Here is a 24,087-nt window from a genome sequence, read left to right on the forward strand (position 1 = left end):
TTCAAACCTTAATGATCAGCTGCCGGGCCGCCGATAGGCGTTTCAGGGCGCTCATTCTGCACCACAGGCGGAGTGCCCGAAGTACCCGAACCACCTTCCCAGTCGCGCGGCTCACGCGGCGTACGGCCCGACATGATGTCGTCGATCTGGTCGGCATCGATGGTTTCGTACTTCATCAACGCATCAGCCATGGCGTCCAGCTTGTCACGGTTGTCAGTCAGGATCTGCTTGGCCGTGCCGTAGCACTGGTCAATGATGCTGCGAACCTCGGAGTCGATCAGCTTGGCTGTCTCACCCGAGAAGCTGGCGCTTTGCCCACCGCCGCCACGGCCGAGGAACACTTCGCCTTCTTCTTCGGCGTACATCAATGGGCCGAGTTTTTCCGACAAGCCCCACTTGGTCACCATGTTTCGTGCGATCTGGCTGGCACGCATGATGTCATTGGAGGCACCAGTGGTCACACCGTCGAAGCCAAGGGTCATTTCTTCAGCAATACGGCCACCATACAGCGAGCAGATCTGGCTGATCAGCGCACGCTTGGAGAGGCTGTAACGATCCTCTTCCGGCAGGAACATCGTCACGCCCAGTGCCCGACCACGGGGAATGATCGACACTTTGTAGACGGGGTCATGCTCTGGCACAACGCGACCTACAATGGCGTGGCCGGCCTCGTGATAAGCGGTGTTCTGCTTCTCTTTCTCGGACATGACCATGGATTTGCGCTCGGCGCCCATCATGATCTTGTCTTTCGCCAATTCGAACTCTTTCATCTCAACGATGCGCTTGCCAGTACGGGCAGCGAACAGCGAAGCCTCGTTCACCAGGTTCGCCAAATCAGCACCGGAGAAACCGGGAGTACCACGGGCGATCACAGCCGGAGCTACGTCGTCACCCATTGGCACCTTGCGCATGTGCACTTTCAGGATCTGCTCACGACCGCGGATATCCGGCAGGCCGACCACAACCTGGCGGTCGAAACGGCCCGGACGCAGCAACGCAGGGTCCAGCACGTCCGGACGGTTGGTTGCGGCGATGACGATAATGCCGTCATTCATCTCGAAACCATCCATCTCTACCAGCAATTGGTTGAGGGTCTGCTCACGCTCATCGTGACCACCACCCATGCCAGCGCCACGATGGCGACCAACGGCATCGATTTCGTCGATGAAGATGATGCATGGCGCGTGCTTCTTGGCCTGCTCGAACATATCGCGAACGCGGCTGGCGCCGACGCCGACAAACATCTCGACAAAGTCAGAACCGGAAATCGTGAAGAAAGGCACCTTGGCTTCGCCGGCAATCGCCTTGGCCAGCAAGGTTTTACCGGTACCCGGCGGGCCCACCATCAGCACACCGCGAGGAATACGGCCACCCAGGCGCTGGAACTTGCCCGGATCACGCAGGAACTCGACCAACTCACCGACTTCCTCCTTGGCTTCGTCGCAACCCGCAACGTCAGCCAGGGTAGTTTTCACCTGGTCTTCGGAGAGCAGGCGCGCCTTGCTCTTGCCGAAGCTCATCGGCCCGCCCTTGCCTCCCGCACCACCTTGCATCTGGCGCATGAAGAACATGAACACGGCGATAATCACCAGGATCGGGAAGCTGGCCACCAGGAGCTGGGTCCAGATGCTTTGCTGTTCAGGCTGCTTGCCCTCCACAATGACCTTGTTATCCACCAGGTCACCGATGAGACCGTTGTCCTGAATGGCTGGACGAATGGTCTTGAAGCTGTCGCCATCGTTGCGCTTACCGGTAATCACGTAGCCATCAACCGCTACGCGCTCGACCTTGCCATCCTTAACTTGCTGGATGAAGTCGGAATAGTTGAGGGTCTGCGGCTCGTTAGGGCTGGAGAAGTTGTTCATCACCGTCACCAGGACAGCCGCGATGATCAACCACAGGATCAGATTCTTTGCCATATCGTTCAATTAACTACCCTCTGAAGCAAGCTCCGCTACTGGCGCGCGCTTCGCATGATATTCACCGGCCTAACTTACTACATTACCTACAACTCTGGCAGGCGCCGTCTGTAACCCTTTGTGAAACTTTGACTACACAATATTCGTAAAGCTTCGTGACGAAAGCGATATAAAAAAACCTATCGCCCCCCTCGAATTTCTCAAAAACGCTCTTCACTTGCCGCGCCTTCGACCCCGCGGTAGCCACGGCACAGCAGATACTGCTCCCTGGACCGGTCACGGGATGAGTCCGGCTTGCGGGTTTGTACCTTGTCGAACAACTTGCGAATGTTCTTGTGGTACTCGTCGAAACCTTCGCCCTGGAAGACCTTCACCAGGAAATCACCACCCGGACGCAACACCCGACCTGCCAAATCCAGCGCCAGTTCACACAGGAACATGGCACGCGGCATATCAACAGCCGGTAATCCACTCATATTGGGGGCCATGTCGGAAATCACAAGGTCTACCTGCGAATTTCCCACAGCCTCCAGGATCTCGGCCAATACTTTGTCCTCGGTGAAATCGCCGTGAACAAAGGTCACGTCCGGGATGCTGTCCATCTCGAGGATGTCCGAAGCGATCAATCGGCCTTGCCCACCAATCAGACGACTGGTCACCTGGGACCAGCCACCGGGGGCCGCGCCGAGATCGATAACGCTCATGCCTGGACGAATCAATTTGTCCTTGTCCTGGATCTCCAGCAACTTGTAGCTGGCCCGGGAACGGTAGCCGTCCTTTTGCGCCTTTTTGACGTAAGGATCATTGAAATGTTCTTGTAGCCACTTAAGGCTGGTTTTGGAACGGGCCACGGGCCACCTCGAAAAAATAAAACGGGTCGTGATTAACTGGGCGGTCCCGGACTCGCTCGGGTAAACTGGCCGCCGCTTTTTACAAGATCAGACGCAGGGGTCAGATTATGCCGCTCACTCAAGAGCAGAAGAAACAGTACAAATCCATTGGCCACCATCTGAAACCAGTTCTGATTGTGGCAGACAACGGTTTGACTGAGGGTGTGCTAGCCGAATTCGAGCGCGCACTGAACGATCACGAACTGATCAAGATCAAGGTCAACATCCTTGATCGCGAAGCGCGCCTGGCTGCCGTTGCAGAACTGTGCAAGGTCGGCAAAGCGGACCTGGTTCAGGTCATCGGCAAGATGGCGCTGCTGTATCGCAAGAACTTCAGCGTCAACAAGCAACTGTCGAACGTTCATCGCTTCAAATGATGAAAAGGGTCAAGGGCGTGCTTCGCGCGCCCCGCCACTCCATCCCGGCGCAGGCTGCGCAACCAGCACCAAGCCAGAGAACCCTAGCACAAGATAGCTGAACAACTGCCAGCGCAACGCTTGCGGCAGCCACACATGCACCATACAAAACATTGCGCATGCATACAGCGCCATCAACAGCAGTTGCCCGCGAATATCCCGCCACAAACTCTTCAAGCCTTCGGCCGTGATCAGCACCAACGCCTGAAGCATCACGCACGCCGCCGCAAAACCCACCAGCAACGCACTCAGCAATCCGTCGATCTCATCGATCAGCAGCGGCGCCAGGCCAATCAGGCCCAACGCCGGCAACACGCCAATATGTAACAGCCATAGGCCACCCACCCAAAGCATCTGAGAGAGCTGCCAAAGCATGGCGCCCGCATGCAGCGGGCGCCGCCTTTCAGATGTGACGAACTTCGACAATCTCGTACTCAATGACGCCGCTCGGCGTTTTCACGGCAACCACGTCGCCTTCTTCCTTGGCAATCAAGGCGCGAGCAATCGGTGAGCCGACAGAGATCTTGCCTTGCTTGAAGTCAGCCTCATCCTCACCCACGATCTGGTAGGTCACGCTTTCGTCGGTCTCGACGTTGGCGATTTCCACGGTCGTGCCGAAAATCACCTTGCCGGTATGCGGAATGGTGGTGACATCGATGATCACCGCGTTCTGCATACGGCCCTCGATGTCACGAATCCGCGCCTCGACCATACCCTGCTGCTCGCGAGCAGCGTGGTATTCGGCGTTTTCCTTCAAGTCACCCAGTTCGCGGGCCGTACCGATGTCCTGGCTCAGCTTTGGACGTACGACCTTGGTCAGATGGGCGTGCTCCTCTTCCAGGGCGCGCGCGCCCTGAACGGTCATCGGGTATTTGGTTATGCTCATGCCTTCAATCCTGCGTGTAGATCCTGCAAGCGACGCACGGTCTTTTCCGGACCGAACTTCAGCGCTTCACAGATAGCTTCGCCAGCAGCAATGGTAGTGGTGCAGTAAATCTTGTGCTGCAAGGCATTACGACGAATGGAATAGGAGTCCGCGATCGACTGGCGACCTTCGGTGGTGTTGATGATCAGGGTGACTTCGTCATTCTTGATCATGTCGACCACATGCGGACGGCCTTCCGTCACCTTGTTCACGCGACGTACTTTCAGGCCGGCAGCTTCGATCAGCTTGGCGGTCCCGGCGGTAGCCACGACTTCAAAACCCAAGTTGATCAGATCGCGGGCGACCCCTGCAACCAGTGGCTTGTCGTCATCACGTACGCTGATAAACGCAGTACCGCCGGTCGGCAGCACTTCGCTGGCACCCATCTGGGCCTTGGCGAACGCTTCACCGAAGGTATCGCCCACGCCCATCACTTCACCGGTGGACTTCATCTCTGGGCCTAGGATCGGGTCCACCCCAGGGAATTTGGCGAACGGGAACACCGCCTCTTTCACACTGTAGAAGTTCGGAATGATTTCCTTGGTAAAGCCGATTTCCTTCAGGGTCTTACCGGCCATCACACGCGCAGCGATCATGGCAAGGGACACACCGATGCACTTGGACACGAACGGTACGGTACGCGAGGCACGCGGGTTGACTTCGATGACGTAGATGTCTTCGCCTTGCAGCGCCAACTGTACGTTCATCAGGCCGACCACACCCAGTTCCAGGGCCATTTTCTTGACCTGTTCGCGCATCTCGTCCTGAATGTGCGCCGGCAGCGAGTACGGCGGCAGCGAGCACGCGGAGTCACCGGAGTGAACGCCGGCTTGTTCGATGTGCTGCATGATGGCGCCGATCACGACGTCAGTACCGTCGCAAACCGCGTCCACGTCCATTTCGATGGCGCAGTTGAGGAAGTGGTCCAGCAGCACCGGGCTGTCGTTGGAGACTTTCACCGCATCACGCAGGTAGCGCTTGAGTTCTTCTTCTTCGTAGACGATTTCCATCGCCCGGCCGCCCAGTACGTAGGACGGACGCACCACCAGCGGGTAGCCGATCTTGCTGGCCGCACGGATGGCTTCGTCTTCGCTGCGCACGGTGGCGTTCGGCGGCTGACGCAGGTTCAGGCGCTCAACCATCTGCTGGAAGCGCTCACGGTCTTCGGCACGGTCGATAGCGTCCGGGCTGGTACCGATGATCGGTACGCCGGCAGCTTCCAGGGCACGCGCCAGTTTCAACGGGGTCTGGCCGCCGTACTGGACGATCACGCCTTTAGGCTTCTCGACGCGGCAGATTTCCAATACATCTTCCAGCGTTACCGGCTCGAAGTACAAGCGGTCGGAAGTGTCGTAGTCAGTGGAAACCGTTTCAGGGTTGCAGTTGACCATAATGGTCTCGTACCCGTCTTCGCGCAGGGCGAGGGCGGCGTGTACGCAGCAGTAGTCGAACTCGATACCTTGGCCGATACGGTTCGGACCGCCACCCAGGATGATGATCTTGTCGCGGCCTGTCGGCGCGGCTTCGCACTCTTCCTCGTAGGTGGAGTACATGTAGGCCGTGTCGGTGGCGAACTCTGCGGCGCAGGTATCAACGCGCTTGTAGACCGGGAAGATATCCAGCTTGTGGCGATGAGTACGCAGGTTCTTCTCGGTCACACCCAGCAGCTTGGCCAGACGCTGGTCGGAGAAACCTTTGCGCTTGAGGCGGAACATCAGGTCGCGGTCGATAGACGACAGACCCAGCGTCTTGACCTTCTCTTCTTCCTTGATCAGATCTTCGATCTGCACCAGGAACCACGGGTCGATCATGTTCATGCCGAAGATATCTTCGACGCTCAGGCCGGCACGGAAGGCGTCAGCCACGTACCAGATACGCTCGGCACCCGGCACGGTCAGCTCGCGCTTGAGGATGCTCATGCTTTCCGGGCTGCTCAGGTCGAGCTTCTCGTCCAGGCCGCAAACACCAACTTCCAGGCCGCGCAGGGCTTTCTGCAAGGATTCCTGGAAGGTGCGGCCGATCGCCATGACTTCACCAACAGACTTCATCTGGGTGGTCAGGCGCGCATCAGCCTTGGCGAATTTCTCGAAGGCAAAGCGCGGCAGCTTGGTCACGACGTAGTCGATAGACGGCTCAAAAGACGCCGGCATAGCGCCGCCGGTGATTTCGTTTTGCAGCTCGTCCAAGGTGTAGCCGATAGCCAGCTTGGCGGCGATACGCGCAATCGGGAAGCCGGTCGCTTTCGAGGCCAGCGCCGAAGAACGCGATACACGTGGGTTCATCTCGATCACGACCATGCGGCCGGTGTCCGGGCAGATGCCGAACTGGACGTTGGAACCGCCGGTTTCAACGCCGATCTCGCGCAATACCGCCAGGGAGGCGTTACGCAGGATCTGGTATTCCTTGTCGGTCAGGGTCTGTGCTGGCGCCACGGTGATCGAGTCACCAGTGTGCACGCCCATCGGGTCGAAGTTTTCGATGGAGCAGACGATGATGCAGTTGTCCTTCTTATCGCGGACAACCTCCATCTCATATTCTTTCCAGCCGATCAGCGATTCGTCGATCAGCAGCTCTTTGGTCGGCGACAGATCCAGGCCGCGAGCGCAGATTTCTTCGAACTCTTCACGGTTGTAAGCAATACCACCGCCGGTGCCGCCCATGGTGAAGGACGGACGGATAATGCACGGGAAGCCCAGGGTCTCGAGGACCGCATTGGCCTCTTCCATGCTGTGGGCGATACCGGAACGTGGGCACGCCAGGCCGATGGACTTCATGGCCTTGTCGAAACGCGAACGGTCTTCAGCCTTGTCGATGGTGTCGGCATTGGCACCGATCATCTCTACGCCGAACTTTTCCAGGACGCCTTCGCGCTCCAGGTCCAGGGCACAGTTCAGAGCGGTCTGGCCACCCATGGTTGGCAGCAGCGCGTCCGGACGCTCTTTTTCGATGATCTTGGCAACGGTCTGCCACTTGATCGGCTCGATGTAGGTGGCGTCGGCCATGGCCGGGTCGGTCATGATGGTGGCCGGGTTGGAGTTCACCAGGATGACGCGGTAGCCCTCCTCGCGCAGGGCTTTACAGGCCTGGGCGCCGGAGTAGTCGAATTCGCAGGCCTGGCCGATCACGATCGGGCCAGCGCCGAGAATCAGGATGCTTTTTATGTCTGTACGTTTTGGCATGGGTTTGTCACTCAAATCCGCAGGTCAGTCGGCAAGCCGTCTTGAACAATCTTTGAAGAGCCTGCGGGGGCCACCGCAATCCGGGGCCGCCCGCAGGCCACTCAGTCAGCGTCGCTTGGCCATCTCATTGATGAAACGGTCGAACAGCGGCGCTACGTCGTTCGGGCCCGGGCTGGCTTCAGGGTGGCCCTGGAAGCTGAACGCGCTCTTGTCGGTGCGCTCGATGCCTTGCAGGGAACCGTCGAACAGCGACTTGTGAATGGCGCGCACATTGCTCGGCAGGGAGGCTTCATCCACCGCAAAACCGTGGTTCTGGCTGGTGATCATCACAACGCCGGTGTCCAGGTCTTGTACCGGGTGGTTGGCGCCGTGGTGGCCGTGGCCCATTTTCAGGGTCTTGGCGCCGGAGGCCAAAGCCAGCAACTGGTGGCCAAGGCAGATGCCGAACACCGGAATCTCGGTCTCCAGCACGTCCTTGATGGCCTGGATAGCGTAGTCGCATGGCTCAGGGTCACCCGGGCCGTTGGACAGGAACACACCGTCCGGCTGCATCGCGAGCACATCGCTGGCAGGGGTTTGCGCGGGCACCACGGTCACACGGCAACCGCGCTCGACCAGCATGCGCAGGATGTTGTACTTGACGCCGTAGTCATAGGCGACCACGTGGTAAGGCAGATCGGCAGCCTCGATAGTCGCGTGGCTGTCGGTCTTCAGATCCCACACAGTGGAACGCCACTCGTACTTCTCTTTGACGCTGACGACTTTCGCCAGGTCCATGCCCTTCAGGCCAGGGAAACCTTGCGCCGCGGCAATCGCCGCCTCTTCGGAGATATTGTCACCGACCATGATGCAGCCGTTCTGCGAGCCTTTTTCACGCAGGATGCGCGTGAGGCGGCGCGTATCGATACCGGCGATCGCCACAACGTTGTTGGCTTTCAGGTAATCGGACAGCGACATCGTGTTACGCCAGTTGCTCGCAACCAGTGGCAGGTCACGAATCACCAGGCCCGCCGACCAGACACGATCAGACTCGACATCTTCCGGCGTAGTGCCGGTGTTGCCGATGTGCGGATAGGTCAGGGTAACGATCTGTTGGGCGTAGGAAGGATCGGTAAGGATTTCCTGATAGCCGGTCATGGCAGTGTTAAACACCACCTCTCCAACGGTCTGACCGTCGGCTCCAATGGCTTCGCCGCGAAAAATGCTGCCATCAGCAAGGGCGAGTATGGCTGGCTTAGTCAAGAAGACCTCCCGTAAATAAAGCCTGAAAGGGCGATCGCAGGTTGTAAAAAAGCGGAGTGACGTATGGACACGTCACCCCGCTTCTTCACTGAATTATTCTGCGCGCTTTTAGTGGACACACTAAAGCTGTAGCTTACAGAAAAAGGCTTTTTTGGTCCACCGCTAATGAGCCTTAAAGGCAGGGGAATGCGACAGGACGTCGCCTAGCGGGTAAAAACGGGGGCACAGGATAATCCTGAGCCCCCGTTTTAGCTACTGCTTAGTGCAGGTCCAGCACGTCACGCATGTCGTACAGGCCCGGCTCGCGGCCGTCCAACCAAAGCGCAGCACGCACCGCGCCCTTGGCGAAAGTCATGCGGCTGGAGGCTTTGTGCGTGATCTCCAGGCGCTCGCCTTCGGTGGCGAACAGCACGGTGTGATCGCCAACCACATCACCACCGCGCACGGTTGCAAAACCGATGGTGTCGCGTGCGCGCTCACCGGTGTGGCCTTCACGCCCGTATACCGCCACTTTCGACAAATCGCGGCCCAGCGCATCGGCAATAGCTTCACCCATGCGCAACGCAGTGCCCGACGGAGCGTCGATCTTGTGACGGTGATGAGTCTCGATAATCTCGATATCAGCCTCGTCACCTAGCACGCGCGCCGCCAGGTCCAACAACTTCAGCGACAGGTTCACGCCCACACTGAAGTTGGCGGCGAAGACGATCGGAATATCCTTGCCCGCCTCCACTAGCAACTGTTTCTGCTCGGCACTCAAACCGGTGGTACCAATCACCATGGCCTTGCCCGCCTTACGGCAGAAGGCCAGATTTTTCAGCATCACTTCCGGCAAGGTGAAGTCGATCAGCACGTCGAATTCGTCCGCCACCTGCTCGAGGTTGCCAGACAACGAAACACCGATGCGACCCAACGAGGCCAACTCACCTGCGTCCGCGCCGATCAACGTACTGCCTGGGCGAACAATCGCCGCCGTCAGCCCGGAGGCCGGCGAGCGTTGCTGCACCGCCTCGACCAGCGTCTTGCCCATGCGCCCGGCAGCGCCCATTACGGCTATACGTCGCATATTCAGATCCTTACAGGTCGCCGAAGAAGCGTTTTACACCGTCGAAGAAGCCCGTAGTCTTCGGCGAGTGCGAGTCATCGCCTTCCAGCGAGCTGCGGAACTCTTCCAGCAGTTCACGCTGACGACGATTCAGGTTCACCGGGGTTTCAACCGCCACACGGCACATCAGGTCGCCAGCACCGCCACCGCGCACGGGCGCAACGCCCTTGCCACGAATGCGGAACTGCTTGCCGGTCTGAGTCCCCTCGGGAATCTTGAGCTTGACCCGACCATCCAGCGTCGGAATCTCCAGCTCGCCACCCAGGGCCGCATCAACAAAGCTGATCGGCACTTCGCAGAACAAGTGCTTGCCGTCACGCTGGAAGATCGAGTGCTCGCGCACATTGATCACCACGTACAGGTCGCCCGTAGGGCCGCCCTGGGCACCCGCCTCGCCTTCGCCCGACAGGCGAATACGATCACCGGTATCCACACCCGCCGGTACCTTCACCGACAGCGTCTTGTACTCTTCGACGCGGCCTTCGCCGTGGCAGGAATCGCACGGATCGGAAATGATCTTGCCCTGGCCATGGCAACGCGGGCAGGTTTGCTGCACCGAGAAGAAGCCCTGCTGCATGCGCACCTGCCCGATACCGCCGCAGGTCGGGCAAGTGATCGGCGAGGAGCCTTTCTTCGCACCCGAGCCGTCGCACGGCTTGCAGTTGACCAGCGTCGGCACACGGATATTGACGCTGGTGCCGCGCACGGCTTCTTCCAGGTTCAGCTCCAGGGTGTAACGCAAGTCACTGCCGCGCTGAGGGCCGCCACGCTGGCCGCCCCGGCCGCCGCCGAAGAAGTCGCTGAATACGTCGCCGAAAATATCGGAGAAGTTCTGGCCACCAAAACCGGCACCGCCGCCGCCCATGCTCGGGTCGACGCCAGCATGGCCATATTGGTCGTAAGCCGCACGCTTATTGGGATCACACAGGCATTCGTAGGCCTCGTTGGCCTCTTTGAACATCTCTTCGGATTCTTTGTTATCCGGATTACGGTCCGGGTGGTGTTTCATCGCCAGGCGACGGTAGGCCTTCTTCAGGTCCGCCTCGCTGGCGCCACGCTCCACACCCAATACTTCGTAATAGTCACGCTTTGCCATAAGTCTTTGCACTCTTAAGGACGTTCGACCTGGCCCTCCTGAACCCTGCCAAACTCGTTGAGCCCCAATACAGGCCCGGACCCAACTCACGTCAATTCAACGATCCTGGTCATTACTGCTTTCAGCCAGGGAGCCGGCCAAAAACGCGGTGACTGTCATTCGGAAAGCAGGAGCATTCCCGTTCACACCGCCAGCATCCGAGCGTTGTCGCATGCTGTAAAAATTCGCATACCCCAGACACGCCAACGCGGGAGCAAGCTCCCGCGCGGCGACATCCTACCAGTCACCGCTTGTGCGCGGTCAACCGGGCGACAACTTACTTGTTGTCTTTAACTTCTTCGAACTCAGCATCGACAACATCGTCGTGCTTGGCTTCAGGCTCGGCTTGTTGCGCAGCGCCGTCAGCCGGCTGGCCTTGCTCGGCGTACATTTTCTGAGCAACTGGCGCGGAGACTTTCGACAGCTCCTCAACCTTGGCTTCGATGGCAGCCTTGTCGTCGCCTTTAATGGCGGCTTCCAGGGCAACCACTGCCGCTTCGATTGCGGTTTTCTCTTCGTCGGTCACTTTGTCGCCAGCATCAGCGATCATTTTGCGCGTCGAGTGAACCAGCGCGTCACCCTGGTTACGGGCGCCTGCCAACTCTTCGAACTTCTTGTCGGCTTCAGCATTGGTTTCAGCATCACGGATCATCTGTTGAATTTCTTCATCAGACAGGCCGGAGTTGGCCTTGATGGTGATCTTCTGCTCTTTGCCGGTGGCCTTGTCTTTCGCGCCGACGTGCAGGATGCCGTTGGCGTCGATGTCGAAGGTCACTTCGATTTGTGGCACGCCACGTGGTGCTGGTGGAATCTCAGCCAGGTCGAACTTGCCCAGGGACTTGTTCTGTGCGGCTTGCTTACGCTCGCCCTGCAGCACGTGGATAGTCACGGCGCCCTGGTTGTCATCGGCAGTCGAGAACACCTGGGATTTCTTGGTAGGAATCGTGGTGTTTTTCTCGATCAGCGCAGTCATCACGCCACCCATGGTTTCGATACCCAGGGTCAGCGGGCTTACGTCCAGCAGCAGCACGTCTTTCACATCACCGGCCAGTACGGCACCCTGGATGGCAGCACCCATGGCAACGGCTTCGTCCGGGTTCACGTCTTTACGGGCTTCTTTGCCGAAGAACTCGGTAACCAGCTTCTGAACCAGTGGCATACGGGTCTGACCGCCCACCAGGATCACGTCGTTGATCGAGCCAACGTCGATACCGGAGTCTTTCAGCGCGATGCGGCAAGGTTCGATGGTGCGCTGAACCAGATCTTCAACCAATGCTTCGAGCTTGGAGCGCGAGATCTTCACGTTCAAGTGCTTAGGACCGGTAGCGTCTGCAGTGATGTACGGCAGGTTCACGTCAGTCGACTGAGCGGAAGACAGCTCGATCTTGGCTTTTTCAGCGGCTTCCTTCAGGCGCTGCATGGCCAGCGGGTCACCCTTGAGGTTCATGCCGCTTTCTTTCTTGAATTCGTCAACGAGGTAGTCGATCAGACGAATGTCAAAGTCTTCACCACCCAGGAAGGTGTCACCGTTGGTGGCCAACACTTCGAACTGGTGCTCGCCGTCAACTTCTGCAATCTCGATCACGGAGACGTCGAACGTACCGCCACCCAGGTCGTAAACGATCACGGTGTGGTCGCCCTTGGCCTTGTCCATACCGTAAGCCAGCGCGGCTGCGGTTGGTTCGTTGATGATACGTTTTACATCCAGGCCCGCGATGCGGCCGGCGTCTTTGGTGGCCTGACGCTGGCTGTCGTTGAAGTAGGCAGGAACGGTGATCACCGCTTCAGTCACTGCTTCACCGAGGTAATCTTCGGCGGTCTTCTTCATCTTTTTCAAGATTTCAGCCGAGATTTGCGGCGGCGACATTTTCTGGCCGTTCACTTCAACCCAGGCGTCACCGTTGTCGGCCTTGGCGATTTTGTAAGGCACCATCTTGATGTCTTTTTGTACGACTTCTTCGTCGAACTTACGACCGATCAGACGCTTTACCGCGTACAGGGTGTTATGCGGGTTGGTCACCGCCTGACGCTTGGCCGATTGACCGACGAGGATTTCACCGTCGTTGGCGTAAGCGATGATCGACGGAGTGGTACGTGCGCCTTCGGCGTTTTCAATAACTTTTGCAACGCCGTTTTCCAGCACGGAGACGCAGGAGTTGGTGGTCCCCAGGTCGATACCGATAATTTTGCCCATGATTTACTCTCCCGAAACTTGAATTTGGTTGCCGCAGCAGTTTTGGCTAACTGCGGTAGCACTTAAACGCTTGACTTATAGATGGGGGCCTTGCGGCGAATTTCAAGCCTGCTCATCAATAGAAGGTGCAACGGGTGAAGGAGCCTTGCTCACCACCACCATTGCCGGACGCATCAGGCGACCGTTGAGCTGGTAGCCCTTCTGGAACACCTTGATGACGCTATTGGGTTCCAGGTCATGGCTTTCCTGCATGGCCATGGCTTGGTGATGTTCAGCATTGAACGGCTCGCCGGCTTGCGGATCGATAGCTTCCAACTGATAACGTTTCAGGGTGTCCTGGAACATTTTCAGGGTCAGCTCGATGCCTTCGCGCATTGGGCGGATGTTTTCATCGTCCGGGTTGGACAACTCAAGACCACGCTCCAGGCTGTCGATGATAGGCAGCAGGTCACCGGCGAATTTTTCCAGCGCGAACTTGTGAGCCTTCTCTACATCCTGCTCGGCACGGCGGCGGACGTTCTGCAGATCGGCGGCAACACGCAACGATTGATCCTGCGCAGCGGCCAATTGCTCTTCGAGCACTTGCACACGAGTCGCCAGTTCATCACCGGCAGCCGAATTGGCGTCTGGAGTTTGCGTATCCTGCGTCTGTTCGTCAGCCATAGATTTCTCCTTTCAAAATCATGCGCGAACTCAACTCGCGCTTCTGCTCCGGTATATGGGGCCACAATTTTCAGGTTCAAGGGCGCAGGCGTTACCAAAAGTCTTTCGATTGACCTGGATCATTTCCTTCTCGCTCATTCCACATCGCGCTAAAAAAATTCGAGACTCAAGCAAATCGAGCTAAGCGTCAGGATTGTCAGGCCTGAACAAAACACTGTATAAATAACCAGACCTAAAGCCTGGGAGCGGCCGTCATGCTCGTGCACCTGTCTGTACATAACTACGCCATCGTTGAACATCTGGATCTTGAACTGGATCGCGGGATGAGCGTAATCACAGGCGAAACCGGCGCCGGCAAGTCGATCATGCTCGACGCCCTCGGCCTGACGCTTGGCGACCGCGCTGACAGTGGCGTGGTACGCCCTGGCTCCGACAAGGCCGACATCCTGGCCACCTTCGACCTGGCGGACATCCCCGAAGCCGAAGCATGGCTGGCCGAGCGCGACCTTAATAATGAAGGCCCCTGCATTCTGCGCCGGGTGATCACCGCCGAGGGGCGCTCGCGCGGCTATATCAACGGCACGCCTTGCCCACTGGGCGACCTGAAAGCCCTGGGCGAATTGCTGATCGATATCCACAGCCAGCACGAACACCAATCCCTGCTGAAAACCGATACCCACCGTCGCCTGCTCGATGAGTACGCCGGCGCCACCGATCTTTCCCGGCAAGTTCAACTGGCCGCCCAACGCTGGCGCCAGACACGCCAGGAACTGGAACGCCTCTCCAACTCCGGCGACGAACAACGCGCCCGCCACCAGTTGCTCAGCTACCAATTGGAAGAGCTCGAAAGCCTTGGCCTGGGTGAGACAGAGCTGGAGCAACTTGAGCAGGAACACAAGAACCTGACCAACGCCGAAACCTTGCTGGGCATCTGCCGCCAAGTGGTCGAGCAATGCAGCGAGAGCGACTCCGGCAATGTGCTCAACGCACTGACCGCCAGCCTCAACCGCCTGTCCAGTGTGAACAATGCTTCCGGCTCACTGAGCGAAGCGACCACCCTGCTGACCAGCGCACAGATCCAGGTCGAGGAAGCCGTGGGCGAACTCAATCGCTTCCTGGACCACTTCGACGCTGACCCAGCTCGCCTGCAGGAAATAGAAGAACGCCTGGATACTATTTATACCCTGGCTCGCAAGCATCGAATCCAGCCGACTGAAGTCGCAACCATGCAGCAGAAACTGCTGGATGAAATCGAAACACTCAACGCGAACGACGAATCCATCGAACGACTGGGCGAGGAGCTCGCTTCGTTTGCCCGTCATTATCAGGAAAAGGCCCGGGAGCTGAGCGCTCTGCGCCAGCAGGCAGCGACTAGCCTGGCAAGCGCCGTTGAGCTGGAAATCCAACGCCTGGGCATGCCAGGCGGGCGCTTCACCATCGAGCTGCATCCCAACGCCAGTCAAGAATTGCAGCCCCATGGGCTGGAGCACGTCGAACTGCTGGTGAGTGCCAACCCCGGGCAACCGCTCAAGGCCCTGGCCAAAGTGGCCTCCGGCGGCGAACTCTCGCGCATCAGCCTGGCGATCCAAGTGATTACCGCCCAGACCTCACGGGTACCCACATTGGTATTCGATGAAGTGGATGTGGGCATTGGCGGGCCGACCGCAGAAATTGTTGGCCAATTGCTGCGTCGCCTGGGGGATCGCGGCCAGGTGCTTACGGTGACCCACTTGCCGCAAGTGGCAGCCCAAGGGCATCAGCACCTGTTTGTGCATAAGGTGCGCGGTAGCGACGCGACACACACCGCCGTCTCCAAGCTGAACAAGTCGGAACGGGTGGAAGAAGTGGCGCGGATGCTCGGCGGTATCGACTTGACCAAGGAGTCCTTGGCTCACGCGAAAAAAATGGTGGTGGCCGCGAAGGCTTGAAGCGACATTTTCCACTCTATAGAAAGCACGAAGGCGACCCGAGGGTCGCCTTCAATCGTTTCGCAAAGCAAAACTGCGTCGATTTTTACTTTTTCTTACGGATGTACAACACGAGATTGTGATCGACCAAATCGAACCCGTGCTCCTCAGCAATCTTGTGCTGCAGCGCTTCGATTTCAGGGCTGGTGAACTCGATAACCTCATTGGTATCCAGGTCAACCATGTGGTCATGGTGACCACCGTCAGCCAATTCAAACACCGCATGACCGCCGTCGAAATTATGACGAACCACCAGCCCTGCGGCTTCAAACTGGGTCAGTACACGGTAGACCGTGGCCAGGCCGACGTCCTCGTTAGACTCCATCAGCGCCTTGTAAACATCTTCGGCACTCATGTGGCGCTGCTCAGCAGAATCGAGCATTTGTAGAATCTTGACTCGTGGCAGAGTCACTTTGAGACCGGCTTTGCGTAGTTCGCTATTTTCAACCATGGTTAGCTTTCTCGCGGATGCTGCTTCGCAGCTTCTCTTAATACGGGTATGATCGGCGTTTACGTTGTCCCAGCCAAGATAGTGGAAGTCGCCCACCGATGCAAAACACCAAGCTCTTGCTAACCAGTTTCACCTTTGTGGGACTGCTCGCACTCGCCGGTTGTTCATTCCCCGGGGTTTACAAAATCGACATCCAGCAGGGCAATGTCGTCACGCAGGACATGATAGACCAGTTACGCCCGGGAATGACCCGACGGCAAGTACGGTTTATCATGGGTAATCCCCTGCTGACCGACACTTTCCATGCCGATCGCTGGGATTATCTCTACAGCCTGCAGCCGGGTGGCGGTGAACGCCAGCAGGAGCGCGTCAGTGTCATCTTCAATGGCAATGACCAGCTCGTGAGCCTGTCCGGTGACTTCATGCCCGGCGTAAGCCGCGATGAAGCCTTGCTGGGCAAGGACAGCGGCAACAACGTGACCGCACCTGCGCAAGAAGCCGAAAAACCGAAATCCGAGGTACCGGCCAAGCCAGGTTCGTTGCTGGACACCATCCAGAAAGACATCGACAACGTGGAAACCGTGCCCGTCCCGACGCCTCAGCCTCTGGACACCAGCCCGCAATAATTTTGCGCTCGATAAAAAGCCCGGCATGCCGGGCTTTTTGTTGCCTGCCATTTGCATAGGCATCTACATAACCTTGGTGCGACGCTGAACCTGTGGGAGCTGGCTTGCCTGCGAAAGCGATCTGACAGTCGACCAGGATCCTGGATCAGATCGAGTACATATCCGTTATCGGGACCGCCCCCTTCCACATTTGGATCGCGGGCATCAGGTAGATATGCGCCGGCTATCAGGACGTCATCGCAGGCAAGCCAGCTCCCACAGTTGGATCGCGGCGCTCCATATAGCTAGGCTGTCATTTGGCAAGCTCAAGAATTCGCCTGCCTGGCCAATGCCGCCTTGGCCGCGCGTAGCCTGCGCACCTCTTTAGGGTCGGCCAGCAAAGGCCGGTAGATCTCAATACGGTCGCCCGCCTGTACGCTACGCACCTGCGCATCCATGACAACCTTGCCAAATATACCCACCGGGCAATCAGCCAGATCAACATCAGGAAAATGGGCCGCCATTCCCGACGCTCGCACCGCCTCGCGCAAACTAGTGCCTTCAGCCACCTTTACCCCCAGCAACACCTGGCGATCCTCGGCGGCGAACACCACCTCAATCTCAACCATGCAGTTGCTTGGCGCGCTGACAGAACGCGTCCACCAGGGTATTGGCTGCCTGATTGAACAAAGGCCCTAACGTCGCACGAACAATCGGCCCGGCATAATCAAACGAAAGATCCAGGCTGATCTTGCAGGCCTTGTCCGTCAGCGCCTTGAACACCCACACACCGTGCAGTTGGGTGAACGGCCCTTCCTGCAGGTTCATTTCGATGGATTGGCCCGGCACCAGCACATTGCGCGTCACAAAATGCTGGCTGAGGCCGCCCTTGGCCACCCCCACACTGGCAACCATGTGCTCGTCACTGCTCTCCAGAACCTCGGCTGTCGAGCACCAAGGCAGAAACTCCGGGTAACGCGCCACGTCGTTGACCAGGTCATAGAGCGCCTGCGCCGGGTAGGGCAACAGGGCCGAACGTTGAATATGCGTCGTCATGTGAGCGTTACTTCCACTGCTTAAGGCAAACATCGCGAAAGAACAGCCCAATCCGCGAGAGAAAAAAACCAAAGAACTGCCCGCATTGTCCGGGATTCGTCCAACTCGCTCAAGCACACAGGTTGACCGTAGCCGACACGCTCGCAACTCCCTATAATGCCGCCCCTATGGCTAAACAAAAGAAACACCCCACAGGGACCATCGCGCAAAATAAAAAAGCGCGACACGATTACTTCATCGAACATCGGTTCGAGGCTGGTCTGGTCCTGGCCGGCTGGGAAGTAAAAAGTCTGCGTGCCAGCAAACTGCAGCTGGTCGACAGTTATGTGCTGCTCAAGGATGGCGAGGCATGGCTGCTTGGCAGTCATATCACCCCGTTGACCACCGCGAGCACCCACGTGATTGCCGACCCGGTGCGTACGCGCAAGTTGTTGCTCAATGCCCGCGAACTCGAAAAGCTCGCCGCAGCCGTGCAGCAAAAAGGCTACGCGTGCATCTGCTTGTCCTGGTACTGGAGCAAGCACCTGGTCAAATGCGAAATCGCATTGGGCAAGGGCAAGAAGGAATACGACAAGCGCGACACCGAGCGCGAGCGCGACTCCAATCGCGAGCTGCATCGCGCCGTGCGCAACAAAGGCAAGGAAGAGTAATCCTTGTGACGGTGTAGCCCACGCGGGCTACATCCCTTTGCGTCGCTCCGCCCGAGCCACACGCTGAACCTCCTGACGCACCTCCTCCAACACCTCCTGCACATACAGCAGATGCCGTGTCGAGACCTCACGCGCCTGCTCGGCCCGACCCTCGATGATGGCCAGGTACAAGTCCCGATGCTGATTGATCAGCATGTCGCGGGTCTCGGTACGCTGCTGGTACATGCCACCAATATTCGTCACCACGTTACGCTTGAGCAGGTCGAACAGCCCGCGAATGGTGTGCAGCAACACGGCGTTATGACTGGCTTCGGCAATCGCCAAGTGAAACCTTGCATCCGCAGCCCCCTCCTCCACTCGGCTCACCTCGTCGGCGCGCGCATAGCAATCCTGCAACGCCTCAAACGCTGCAGTCAGCCGTTCACGGTCAACCTCGGTGGCGCGTAACGCCGCGTAGTAGGCACACGAAGCCTCAAGGGTCTGGCGAAACTCCAGCAGATCGCGCTGCGCTTCGGGATTGCTTTCCAACAAGTGCAGCAGCGGATCGCTGAAGGTCGAACCCAGGGAGTCCACCACATAGTTGCCACCGCCCTGGCGACTGACCAGCAACCCCTTGGCCGCCAGTTTCTGAATCGCCTCACGCAACGACGGGCGCGATACACCAAAGCGCTCAGCCAACGCGCGCTCGGCCGGCAAGCGCTCGCCCGACTTCAGCGTGCCCTCGAGAATCATCCCCTCAAGCTGCTCGACAATATCGTCAGACAAACGGCGCTGACGCACCTGATCAAACCCCATAACTCACTCTCCACCATCCCGACCACTCGCCGGGGCCCCTATTCTGGCCTATCGACGTGCCGGCAGCACCTATCAGAACGCCTTCAATTTCGCCGATCAGAACACTCCGCCTCCCGACCTACGACCAAAGTTTCGCAGGCGGCAAATTGACACACCCCTGCCCTGGCTCTTAATCTAGCCCACAGCGGTTGTAAATTGGTATTACCAATTACCCAAGCTCACCAAACAACAACAATCAGGGGCCACCCCATATGCAAACCTGGCAACAGCTTTACAGCCCACTCGGCAGCCTCGGCCTGTCCGCACTGGCCGCCGTCATTCCTATCGTATTCTTCTTCCTGGCGCTGGCCGTGTTCCGCCTCAAAGGCCATGTGGCCGGCAGCATCACCCTGGCCCTGTCGATCCTGGTCGCCATTTTCGCCTTCCAGATGCCGGTAGATATGGCGCTGGCTGCAGCCGGTTATGGCTTTGCCTACGGCCTGTGGCCCATCGCCTGGATCATCGTCGCGGCGGTATTCCTGTACAAATTGACGGTCAAGAGCGGCCAGTTCGAGATCATCCGCAGCTCCGTTCTGTCGATCACTGACGACCAGCGCTTGCAGGTGTTGTTGATCGGTTTTTGCTTTGGCGCCTTCCTCGAAGGCGCGGCCGGTTTCGGCGCGCCCGTGGCAATCACCGCCGCGCTGCTGGTAGGCCTGGGTTTCAACCCGCTGTACGCCGCCGGCCTGTGCCTGATCGCCAATACCGCGCCTGTGGCCTTCGGCGCATTGGGCATTCCGATCATCGTCGCAGGCCAGGTCACCGGCATTGATGCGTTCAAGATTGGCGCCATGACCGGCCGCCAACTGCCGTTGCTGTCGCTGTTCGTGCCGTTCTGGCTGGTATTCATGATGGACGGCCTGCGCGGCGTTCGCGAAACCTGGCCGGCAGCCCTGGTGGCGGGCTTGAGCTTTGCCGTCACCCAATATTTCACCTCGAACTTCATTGGCCCGGAGCTGCCGGACATCACCTCGGCCCTCGCCAGCCTGATTGCCCTGACGCTGTTCCTGAAAGTCTGGCAACCCAAGCGCACCGCAGGCGCACAAATTGCCGGCGCCACCTCCAGCGTAGCGGTCACTTCCAGCGCCGGCGGCTTCGGCTTGCCGCGCAACACCGTGGTTTCGCCCTACAGCCTGGGGCAAATTTTCAAGGCGTGGTCGCCGTTCCTGATCCTCACCGTACTGGTGACTATCTGGACCCTCAAACCCTTCAAAGCCCTGTTCGCCGCGGGCGGTTCGATGTACGGCTGGGTGTTCAATTTCGCGATCCCGCACCTGGATCAACTGGTGGTTAAAGTCGCGCCCATCGTGACCAACCCCAGCGCGATCCCGGCCGTATTCAAGCTGGACCCGATATCTGCCACCGGCACTGCGATCTTCTTCTCGGCACTGGTCTCCATGTTGGTGTTGAAAATCGACTTCAAAACTGGTCTTACCACTTTAAAAGAAACCTTCTTTGAGCTGCGCTGGCCGATCCTGTCCATCGGCATGGTGCTGGCATTCGCCTTCGTCACCAACTACTCCGGCATGTCCTCGACCATGGCCTTGGTTCTGGCCGGCACGGGTGCTGCCTTCCCGTTCTTCTCGCCATTCCTTGGCTGGCTGGGGGTTTTCCTGACAGGCTCCGATACCTCATCCAACGCCCTGTTCAGCTCACTGCAAGCCACTACCGCGCACCAGATCGGCGTCAACGACACCCTGCTGGTAGCCGCGAACACCAGCGGTGGCGTGACCGGCAAAATGATCTCGCCGCAATCGATCGCCGTGGCCTGCGCCGCCACCGGCCTGGTGGGCAAGGAATCCGACCTGTTCCGCTTTACCCTCAAGCACAGCCTGTTTTTTGCCACCATCGTCGGGCTGATCACCTTGGCGCAGGCGTACTGGTTCACCGGTATGCTGGTGCACTGAGACCTGCACGTAATAGGGTAAGAATCGACGCCGGGGCACCCTTCCGGCGTCTGCTATTTCTGGAGGACCGATGAGCCTGCCTGCTGCTTTCCTGAGCGACGTCGCACAACTGATCCCGCAAGATCGCCGCTTCGACGATCCACTTTCCACCCTCGCCTTCGGCACCGACGCCAGCTTCTACCGACTGATCCCACAGCTGGTGATCCGCGTGGAGTCAGAAGACGAAGTGGTAACACTGCTGCAACTGGCCCAGCGCGACCGCGTACCGGTGACCTTCCGTGCCGCAGGCACCAGCCTCTCGGGCCAAGCCATCAGCGACTCGGTATTGATCGTGCTGGGTGATAACTGGAACCACCGCGAAATTCGCGGGCAAGGCACCCAGATCCGCCTGCAACCGGGTGTGATCGGCGCCCAGGCCAACGCCTGGCTCGCACCGTTCGGGCGCAAGATCGGCCCGGACCCTGCGTCCATCAATGCTTGCAAGATCGGAGGTATCGTCGCCAACAACGCCAGTGGCATGTGCTGCGGCACGGCACAAAACACCTACCACACCCTGGCGGGCATCCGCCTGGTGCTGGCCGATGGCAGCCGCCTGGACACCGAAGATGCCGCCAGCGTGCAAGCCTTCCGCCAGTCACATAGCACACTGCTTGAACGCCTGGCCCTGTTAGGTCGTGAAACACGGGCAAATACTGAGCTGGCGGCGAAGATCCGCCACAAATACCGCCTGAAAAATACCACCGGCCTGTCACTCAATGCCTTGGTGGATTTCGATGACCCGCTGGACATCCTCAGCCACCTGCTGGTCGGCTCCGAGGGCACCCTGGGATTTATCAGTGCGGTCACCTACGACACCGTGATCGATCACCCCAACAAAGCCTCAGCGCTGATCGTCTTCCCGGATGTCGAAACCTGCTGCAACGCCGTCACCGTGCTGAAAACTCAGCCAGTCTCCGCCGTTGAACTGCTGGACCGACGCAGCATGCGCTCGGTGCAGGACAAACCGGGCATGCCTGCTTTCGTACAGCACCTATCGGAAAACGCCTGCGCACTGCTGATCGAATCCCGCGCCGCTTCGCCATCGCTGCTGCACGAACAACTGACGCGCATCATGGCGTCCCTGGCGGCGTTTCCCGTGGAGAAACAAGTCGACTTCACCGAAGACCCACTGGAAAACGCGCGCCTGTGGGCCATCCGCAAAGACACCTTCCCGGCCGTAGGTGCCGTGCGCAAAACCGGCACCACCGTGATCATCGAAGACGTGACCTTCCCGGTCGAACAACTGGCGATTGGCGTGAATCGCTTGATCGCACTGTTCGACAAACATCACTACGACGAAGCCATCCTTTTCGGACATGCCCTGGAAGGCAATCTGCACTTTGTGTTCACCCAAGGCTTCAACAGCAGCGAAGAAGTCGCACGCTATCAAGCGTTCATGGACGACGTCGCGCAACTGGTGGCCGTGGAGTTCGGTGGCTCGCTGAAGGCCGAACACGGCACCGGCCGCAATATGGCGCCGTTCGTTGAACTGGAATGGGGCAGCGACGCCTATCAATTGATGTGGCAACTCAAGCGCCTGCTCGACCCTAACTGCATCCTCAACCCGGATGTGGTGCTCAGCGAAGACCCGCAGATCCACCTCAAGCACCTCAAGCCATTGCCCGCCGCCGATGAGCTTGTGGATAAGTGCATCGAGTGCGGGTTCTGCGAGCCGGTGTGCCCGTCAAAAGGCCTGACCCTGAGCCCGCGCCAGCGCATCGTGATCTGGCGCGACATCCAGGCGAAAAAACGCGCAGGCGTGGGCACCACCGAACTGGAAGCGGCCTACCACTACCAGGGCATCGATACCTGCGCCGCTACTGGCTTATGCGCGCAACGTTGCCCTGTAGGCATCAATACCGGCGACCTGGTGAAAAAGCTGCGCAGCCGCGAGGCCAACCGTACGAAAACCGCAGACTGGCTCGCCAGCCATTTCGCCACCGCGCTGCAAGGTGCGCGCTTTACCCTGCACGTCGCCAATGGCGCACGCATGCTGCTGGGCGCCCCACGGCTGGCCAAGCTCTCGAGCACACTGACCAAGCTGTCCAAAGGGCAAATTCCGCAGTGGACCAACGCCATGCCGCAGCCCGAAAAAGCCATCCGCTTCAGCCCTGCAGTGACGGACGCGCGCCCACGCGTGGTTTACCTGGCCGCCTGCGTCTCCCGCGCCATGGGCCCGGCAGTCGGCGATAAAGAGCAAATGTCGCTGTACGACAAAACCCGCCAGTTGCTGGAAAAAGCCGGCTACCAGGTAGTCTTCCCCGACAACCAGGACAGCCTCTGCTGCGGCCAACCCTTCGCCTCCAAAGGCTACGCCGAGCAGGCCGAACACAAGCGCCAGGAACTGATCGGCGCCCTGCTCCACGCCAGCCGCGGCGGCCTCGACCCGATCTACTGCGACACCAGCCCCTGCACCCTGCGCCTGGTGCAAGAATTGGGAGAAACGCGCCTGGACCTCTACGACCCCGTGCGCTTTATCCGCACCCACCTGATGGACCGCCTCGACTTCACACCCCAGGAAGCGCCCATCGCCGTGCACGTCACCTGCAGCACCCAGCATCTGGGCGAGAGCCAGGCACTGATCGAACTGGCGAGACGCTGCGCAAAAACCGTGGTGATCCCCGAAGGCATTCATTGCTGCGGCTTTGCCGGCGACAAAGGCTTCACCACACCAGAGCTCAACGCCCACTCCCTGCGCTCACTCAAGGAGGCCGTGCAATATTGCAGCGAAGGCATCTCCACCAGCCGCACCTGCGAGATCGGCCTGAGCCAGCACGGCGGCATCGACTACCACGGCCTGGTCTACCTGGTAGACCGCGTCACCCGCGCCCGCGCCCACTGACCCGGCAAAAAAACCGAACCCTGGCGCACCGGCGCAGTCATCTGCATAGGCCTCGACAAACGAGGCCC

At 58.9% G+C, this 24,087-nt stretch carries 20 protein-coding genes; 6 read left to right on the forward strand and 14 right to left on the reverse strand.

Annotated elements, in window-relative coordinates; translation table 11 throughout:
- Nucleotides 1-8: 8 nt before the first annotated feature.
- Together ftsH and rlmE are read right to left on the reverse strand one after the other, a co-directional pair.
- Nucleotides 9-1,919 carry an ATP-dependent zinc metalloprotease FtsH gene (gene ftsH, locus AC1RAC_RS14625; RefSeq protein ID WP_034127004.1) on the reverse strand — a complete coding sequence of 637 codons (1,911 nt, stop codon included), beginning with the start codon at nt 1,917-1,919 and terminating at the stop codon, nt 9-11.
- 200 nt (nt 1,920-2,119) lie between these two features.
- Nucleotides 2,120-2,770: a 23S rRNA (uridine(2552)-2'-O)-methyltransferase RlmE gene (rlmE, locus tag AC1RAC_RS14630; protein ID WP_003194199.1), complete on the reverse strand. Its 651-nt coding sequence runs from the start codon at nt 2,768-2,770 to the stop codon at nt 2,120-2,122.
- A gap of 107 nt (nt 2,771-2,877) precedes the next feature.
- Between rlmE and AC1RAC_RS14635 the strand changes: the two genes are divergently transcribed.
- A complete protein-coding gene (locus AC1RAC_RS14635) occupies nt 2,878-3,186 on the forward strand; it encodes a YhbY family RNA-binding protein (RefSeq protein WP_003176146.1) in 309 nt (102 codons plus the stop codon).
- Between the two features lie 9 nt (nt 3,187-3,195).
- Here the strand turns inward: AC1RAC_RS14635 and AC1RAC_RS14640 are convergent, their stop codons facing one another.
- The 8 genes from AC1RAC_RS14640 to grpE all read right to left on the reverse strand — a co-directional run bounded on the left by AC1RAC_RS14640 (nt 3,196) and on the right by grpE (nt 13,668).
- The gene (locus AC1RAC_RS14640) at nt 3,196-3,600 is read right to left on the reverse strand and encodes a hypothetical protein (protein ID WP_054898019.1); all 405 of its coding nucleotides are present in this window, start codon (nt 3,598-3,600) and stop codon (nt 3,196-3,198) included.
- 28 nt (nt 3,601-3,628) lie between these two features.
- Complete coding sequence (gene greA, locus AC1RAC_RS14645) at nt 3,629-4,105, reverse strand: transcription elongation factor GreA (RefSeq protein WP_032873232.1); 477 nt, start codon at nt 4,103-4,105, stop codon at nt 3,629-3,631.
- 2 nt (nt 4,106-4,107) lie between these two features.
- Nucleotides 4,108-7,329 (reverse strand): carbamoyl-phosphate synthase large subunit, encoded by a 3,222-nt coding sequence (carB, locus tag AC1RAC_RS14650; protein WP_054898018.1) that lies wholly within the window; start codon nt 7,327-7,329, stop codon nt 4,108-4,110.
- A 105-nt stretch (nt 7,330-7,434) separates the two neighbouring features.
- Nucleotides 7,435-8,571: a glutamine-hydrolyzing carbamoyl-phosphate synthase small subunit gene (gene carA, locus AC1RAC_RS14655; protein WP_003194208.1), complete on the reverse strand. Its 1,137-nt coding sequence runs from the start codon at nt 8,569-8,571 to the stop codon at nt 7,435-7,437.
- 259 nt (nt 8,572-8,830) lie between these two features.
- Nucleotides 8,831-9,637 carry a 4-hydroxy-tetrahydrodipicolinate reductase gene (gene dapB, locus AC1RAC_RS14660; RefSeq protein WP_014719957.1) on the reverse strand — a complete coding sequence of 269 codons (807 nt, stop codon included), beginning with the start codon at nt 9,635-9,637 and terminating at the stop codon, nt 8,831-8,833.
- A gap of 10 nt (nt 9,638-9,647) precedes the next feature.
- Nucleotides 9,648-10,772: a molecular chaperone DnaJ gene (gene dnaJ, locus AC1RAC_RS14665; protein WP_054896114.1), complete on the reverse strand. Its 1,125-nt coding sequence runs from the start codon at nt 10,770-10,772 to the stop codon at nt 9,648-9,650.
- Between the two features lie 316 nt (nt 10,773-11,088).
- A complete protein-coding gene (gene dnaK, locus AC1RAC_RS14670; protein ID WP_014719959.1) occupies nt 11,089-13,005 on the reverse strand; it encodes a molecular chaperone DnaK in 1,917 nt (638 codons plus the stop codon).
- 102 nt (nt 13,006-13,107) lie between these two features.
- Entirely contained in the window at nt 13,108-13,668 is a 561-nt protein-coding gene (grpE, locus tag AC1RAC_RS14675) for a nucleotide exchange factor GrpE (RefSeq protein ID WP_034126999.1), read from the reverse strand.
- A 254-nt stretch (nt 13,669-13,922) separates the two neighbouring features.
- On the opposite strand from grpE, the gene recN reads away from it, so the two are divergent.
- Nucleotides 13,923-15,596 carry a DNA repair protein RecN gene (gene recN / locus AC1RAC_RS14680; protein ID WP_003194217.1) on the forward strand — a complete coding sequence of 558 codons (1,674 nt, stop codon included), beginning with the start codon at nt 13,923-13,925 and terminating at the stop codon, nt 15,594-15,596.
- Nucleotides 15,597-15,681: 85 nt separating this feature from the next.
- Here the strand turns inward: recN and fur are convergent, their stop codons facing one another.
- Nucleotides 15,682-16,086, reverse strand: a complete 405-nt coding sequence (gene fur, locus AC1RAC_RS14685) for a ferric iron uptake transcriptional regulator (protein WP_003194220.1) — start codon at nt 16,084-16,086, stop codon at nt 15,682-15,684.
- A gap of 98 nt (nt 16,087-16,184) precedes the next feature.
- On the opposite strand from fur, the gene AC1RAC_RS14690 reads away from it, so the two are divergent.
- On the forward strand, nt 16,185-16,712 hold the full coding sequence (locus AC1RAC_RS14690) for an outer membrane protein assembly factor BamE (RefSeq protein ID WP_492616689.1): 528 nt from the start codon (nt 16,185-16,187) through the stop codon (nt 16,710-16,712).
- 305 nt (nt 16,713-17,017) lie between these two features.
- Here AC1RAC_RS14690 and AC1RAC_RS14695 read toward each other — a convergent pair whose 3' ends face one another.
- Nucleotides 17,018-17,320: an RnfH family protein gene (locus tag AC1RAC_RS14695; RefSeq protein WP_486083545.1), complete on the reverse strand. Its 303-nt coding sequence runs from the start codon at nt 17,318-17,320 to the stop codon at nt 17,018-17,020.
- Nucleotides 17,313-17,747 (reverse strand): type II toxin-antitoxin system RatA family toxin, encoded by a 435-nt coding sequence (locus tag AC1RAC_RS14700; protein ID WP_003194226.1) that lies wholly within the window; start codon nt 17,745-17,747, stop codon nt 17,313-17,315. Before AC1RAC_RS14700 ends, AC1RAC_RS14695 begins: the two co-directional genes overlap by 8 nt.
- 167 nt (nt 17,748-17,914) lie before the next feature.
- Between AC1RAC_RS14700 and smpB the strand changes: the two genes are divergently transcribed.
- Entirely contained in the window at nt 17,915-18,397 is a 483-nt protein-coding gene (gene smpB, locus AC1RAC_RS14705) for an SsrA-binding protein SmpB (protein WP_003176160.1), read from the forward strand.
- 27 nt (nt 18,398-18,424) lie between these two features.
- On the opposite strand, the gene AC1RAC_RS14710 is transcribed toward smpB, so the two are convergent.
- Complete coding sequence (locus tag AC1RAC_RS14710) at nt 18,425-19,192, reverse strand: FCD domain-containing protein (RefSeq protein WP_014719963.1); 768 nt, start codon at nt 19,190-19,192, stop codon at nt 18,425-18,427.
- Between the two features lie 251 nt (nt 19,193-19,443).
- Between AC1RAC_RS14710 and AC1RAC_RS14715 the strand changes: the two genes are divergently transcribed.
- Nucleotides 19,444-21,138 (forward strand): lactate permease LctP family transporter, encoded by a 1,695-nt coding sequence (locus AC1RAC_RS14715; protein ID WP_492616690.1) that lies wholly within the window; start codon nt 19,444-19,446, stop codon nt 21,136-21,138.
- Between the two features lie 70 nt (nt 21,139-21,208).
- Complete coding sequence (locus AC1RAC_RS14720) at nt 21,209-24,019, forward strand: FAD-binding and (Fe-S)-binding domain-containing protein (RefSeq protein WP_492616691.1); 2,811 nt, start codon at nt 21,209-21,211, stop codon at nt 24,017-24,019.
- Nucleotides 24,020-24,087 lie beyond the last annotated feature (68 nt).

It is taken from the genome of Pseudomonas sp. GW823-FHT02F05, assembly GCF_058797315.1.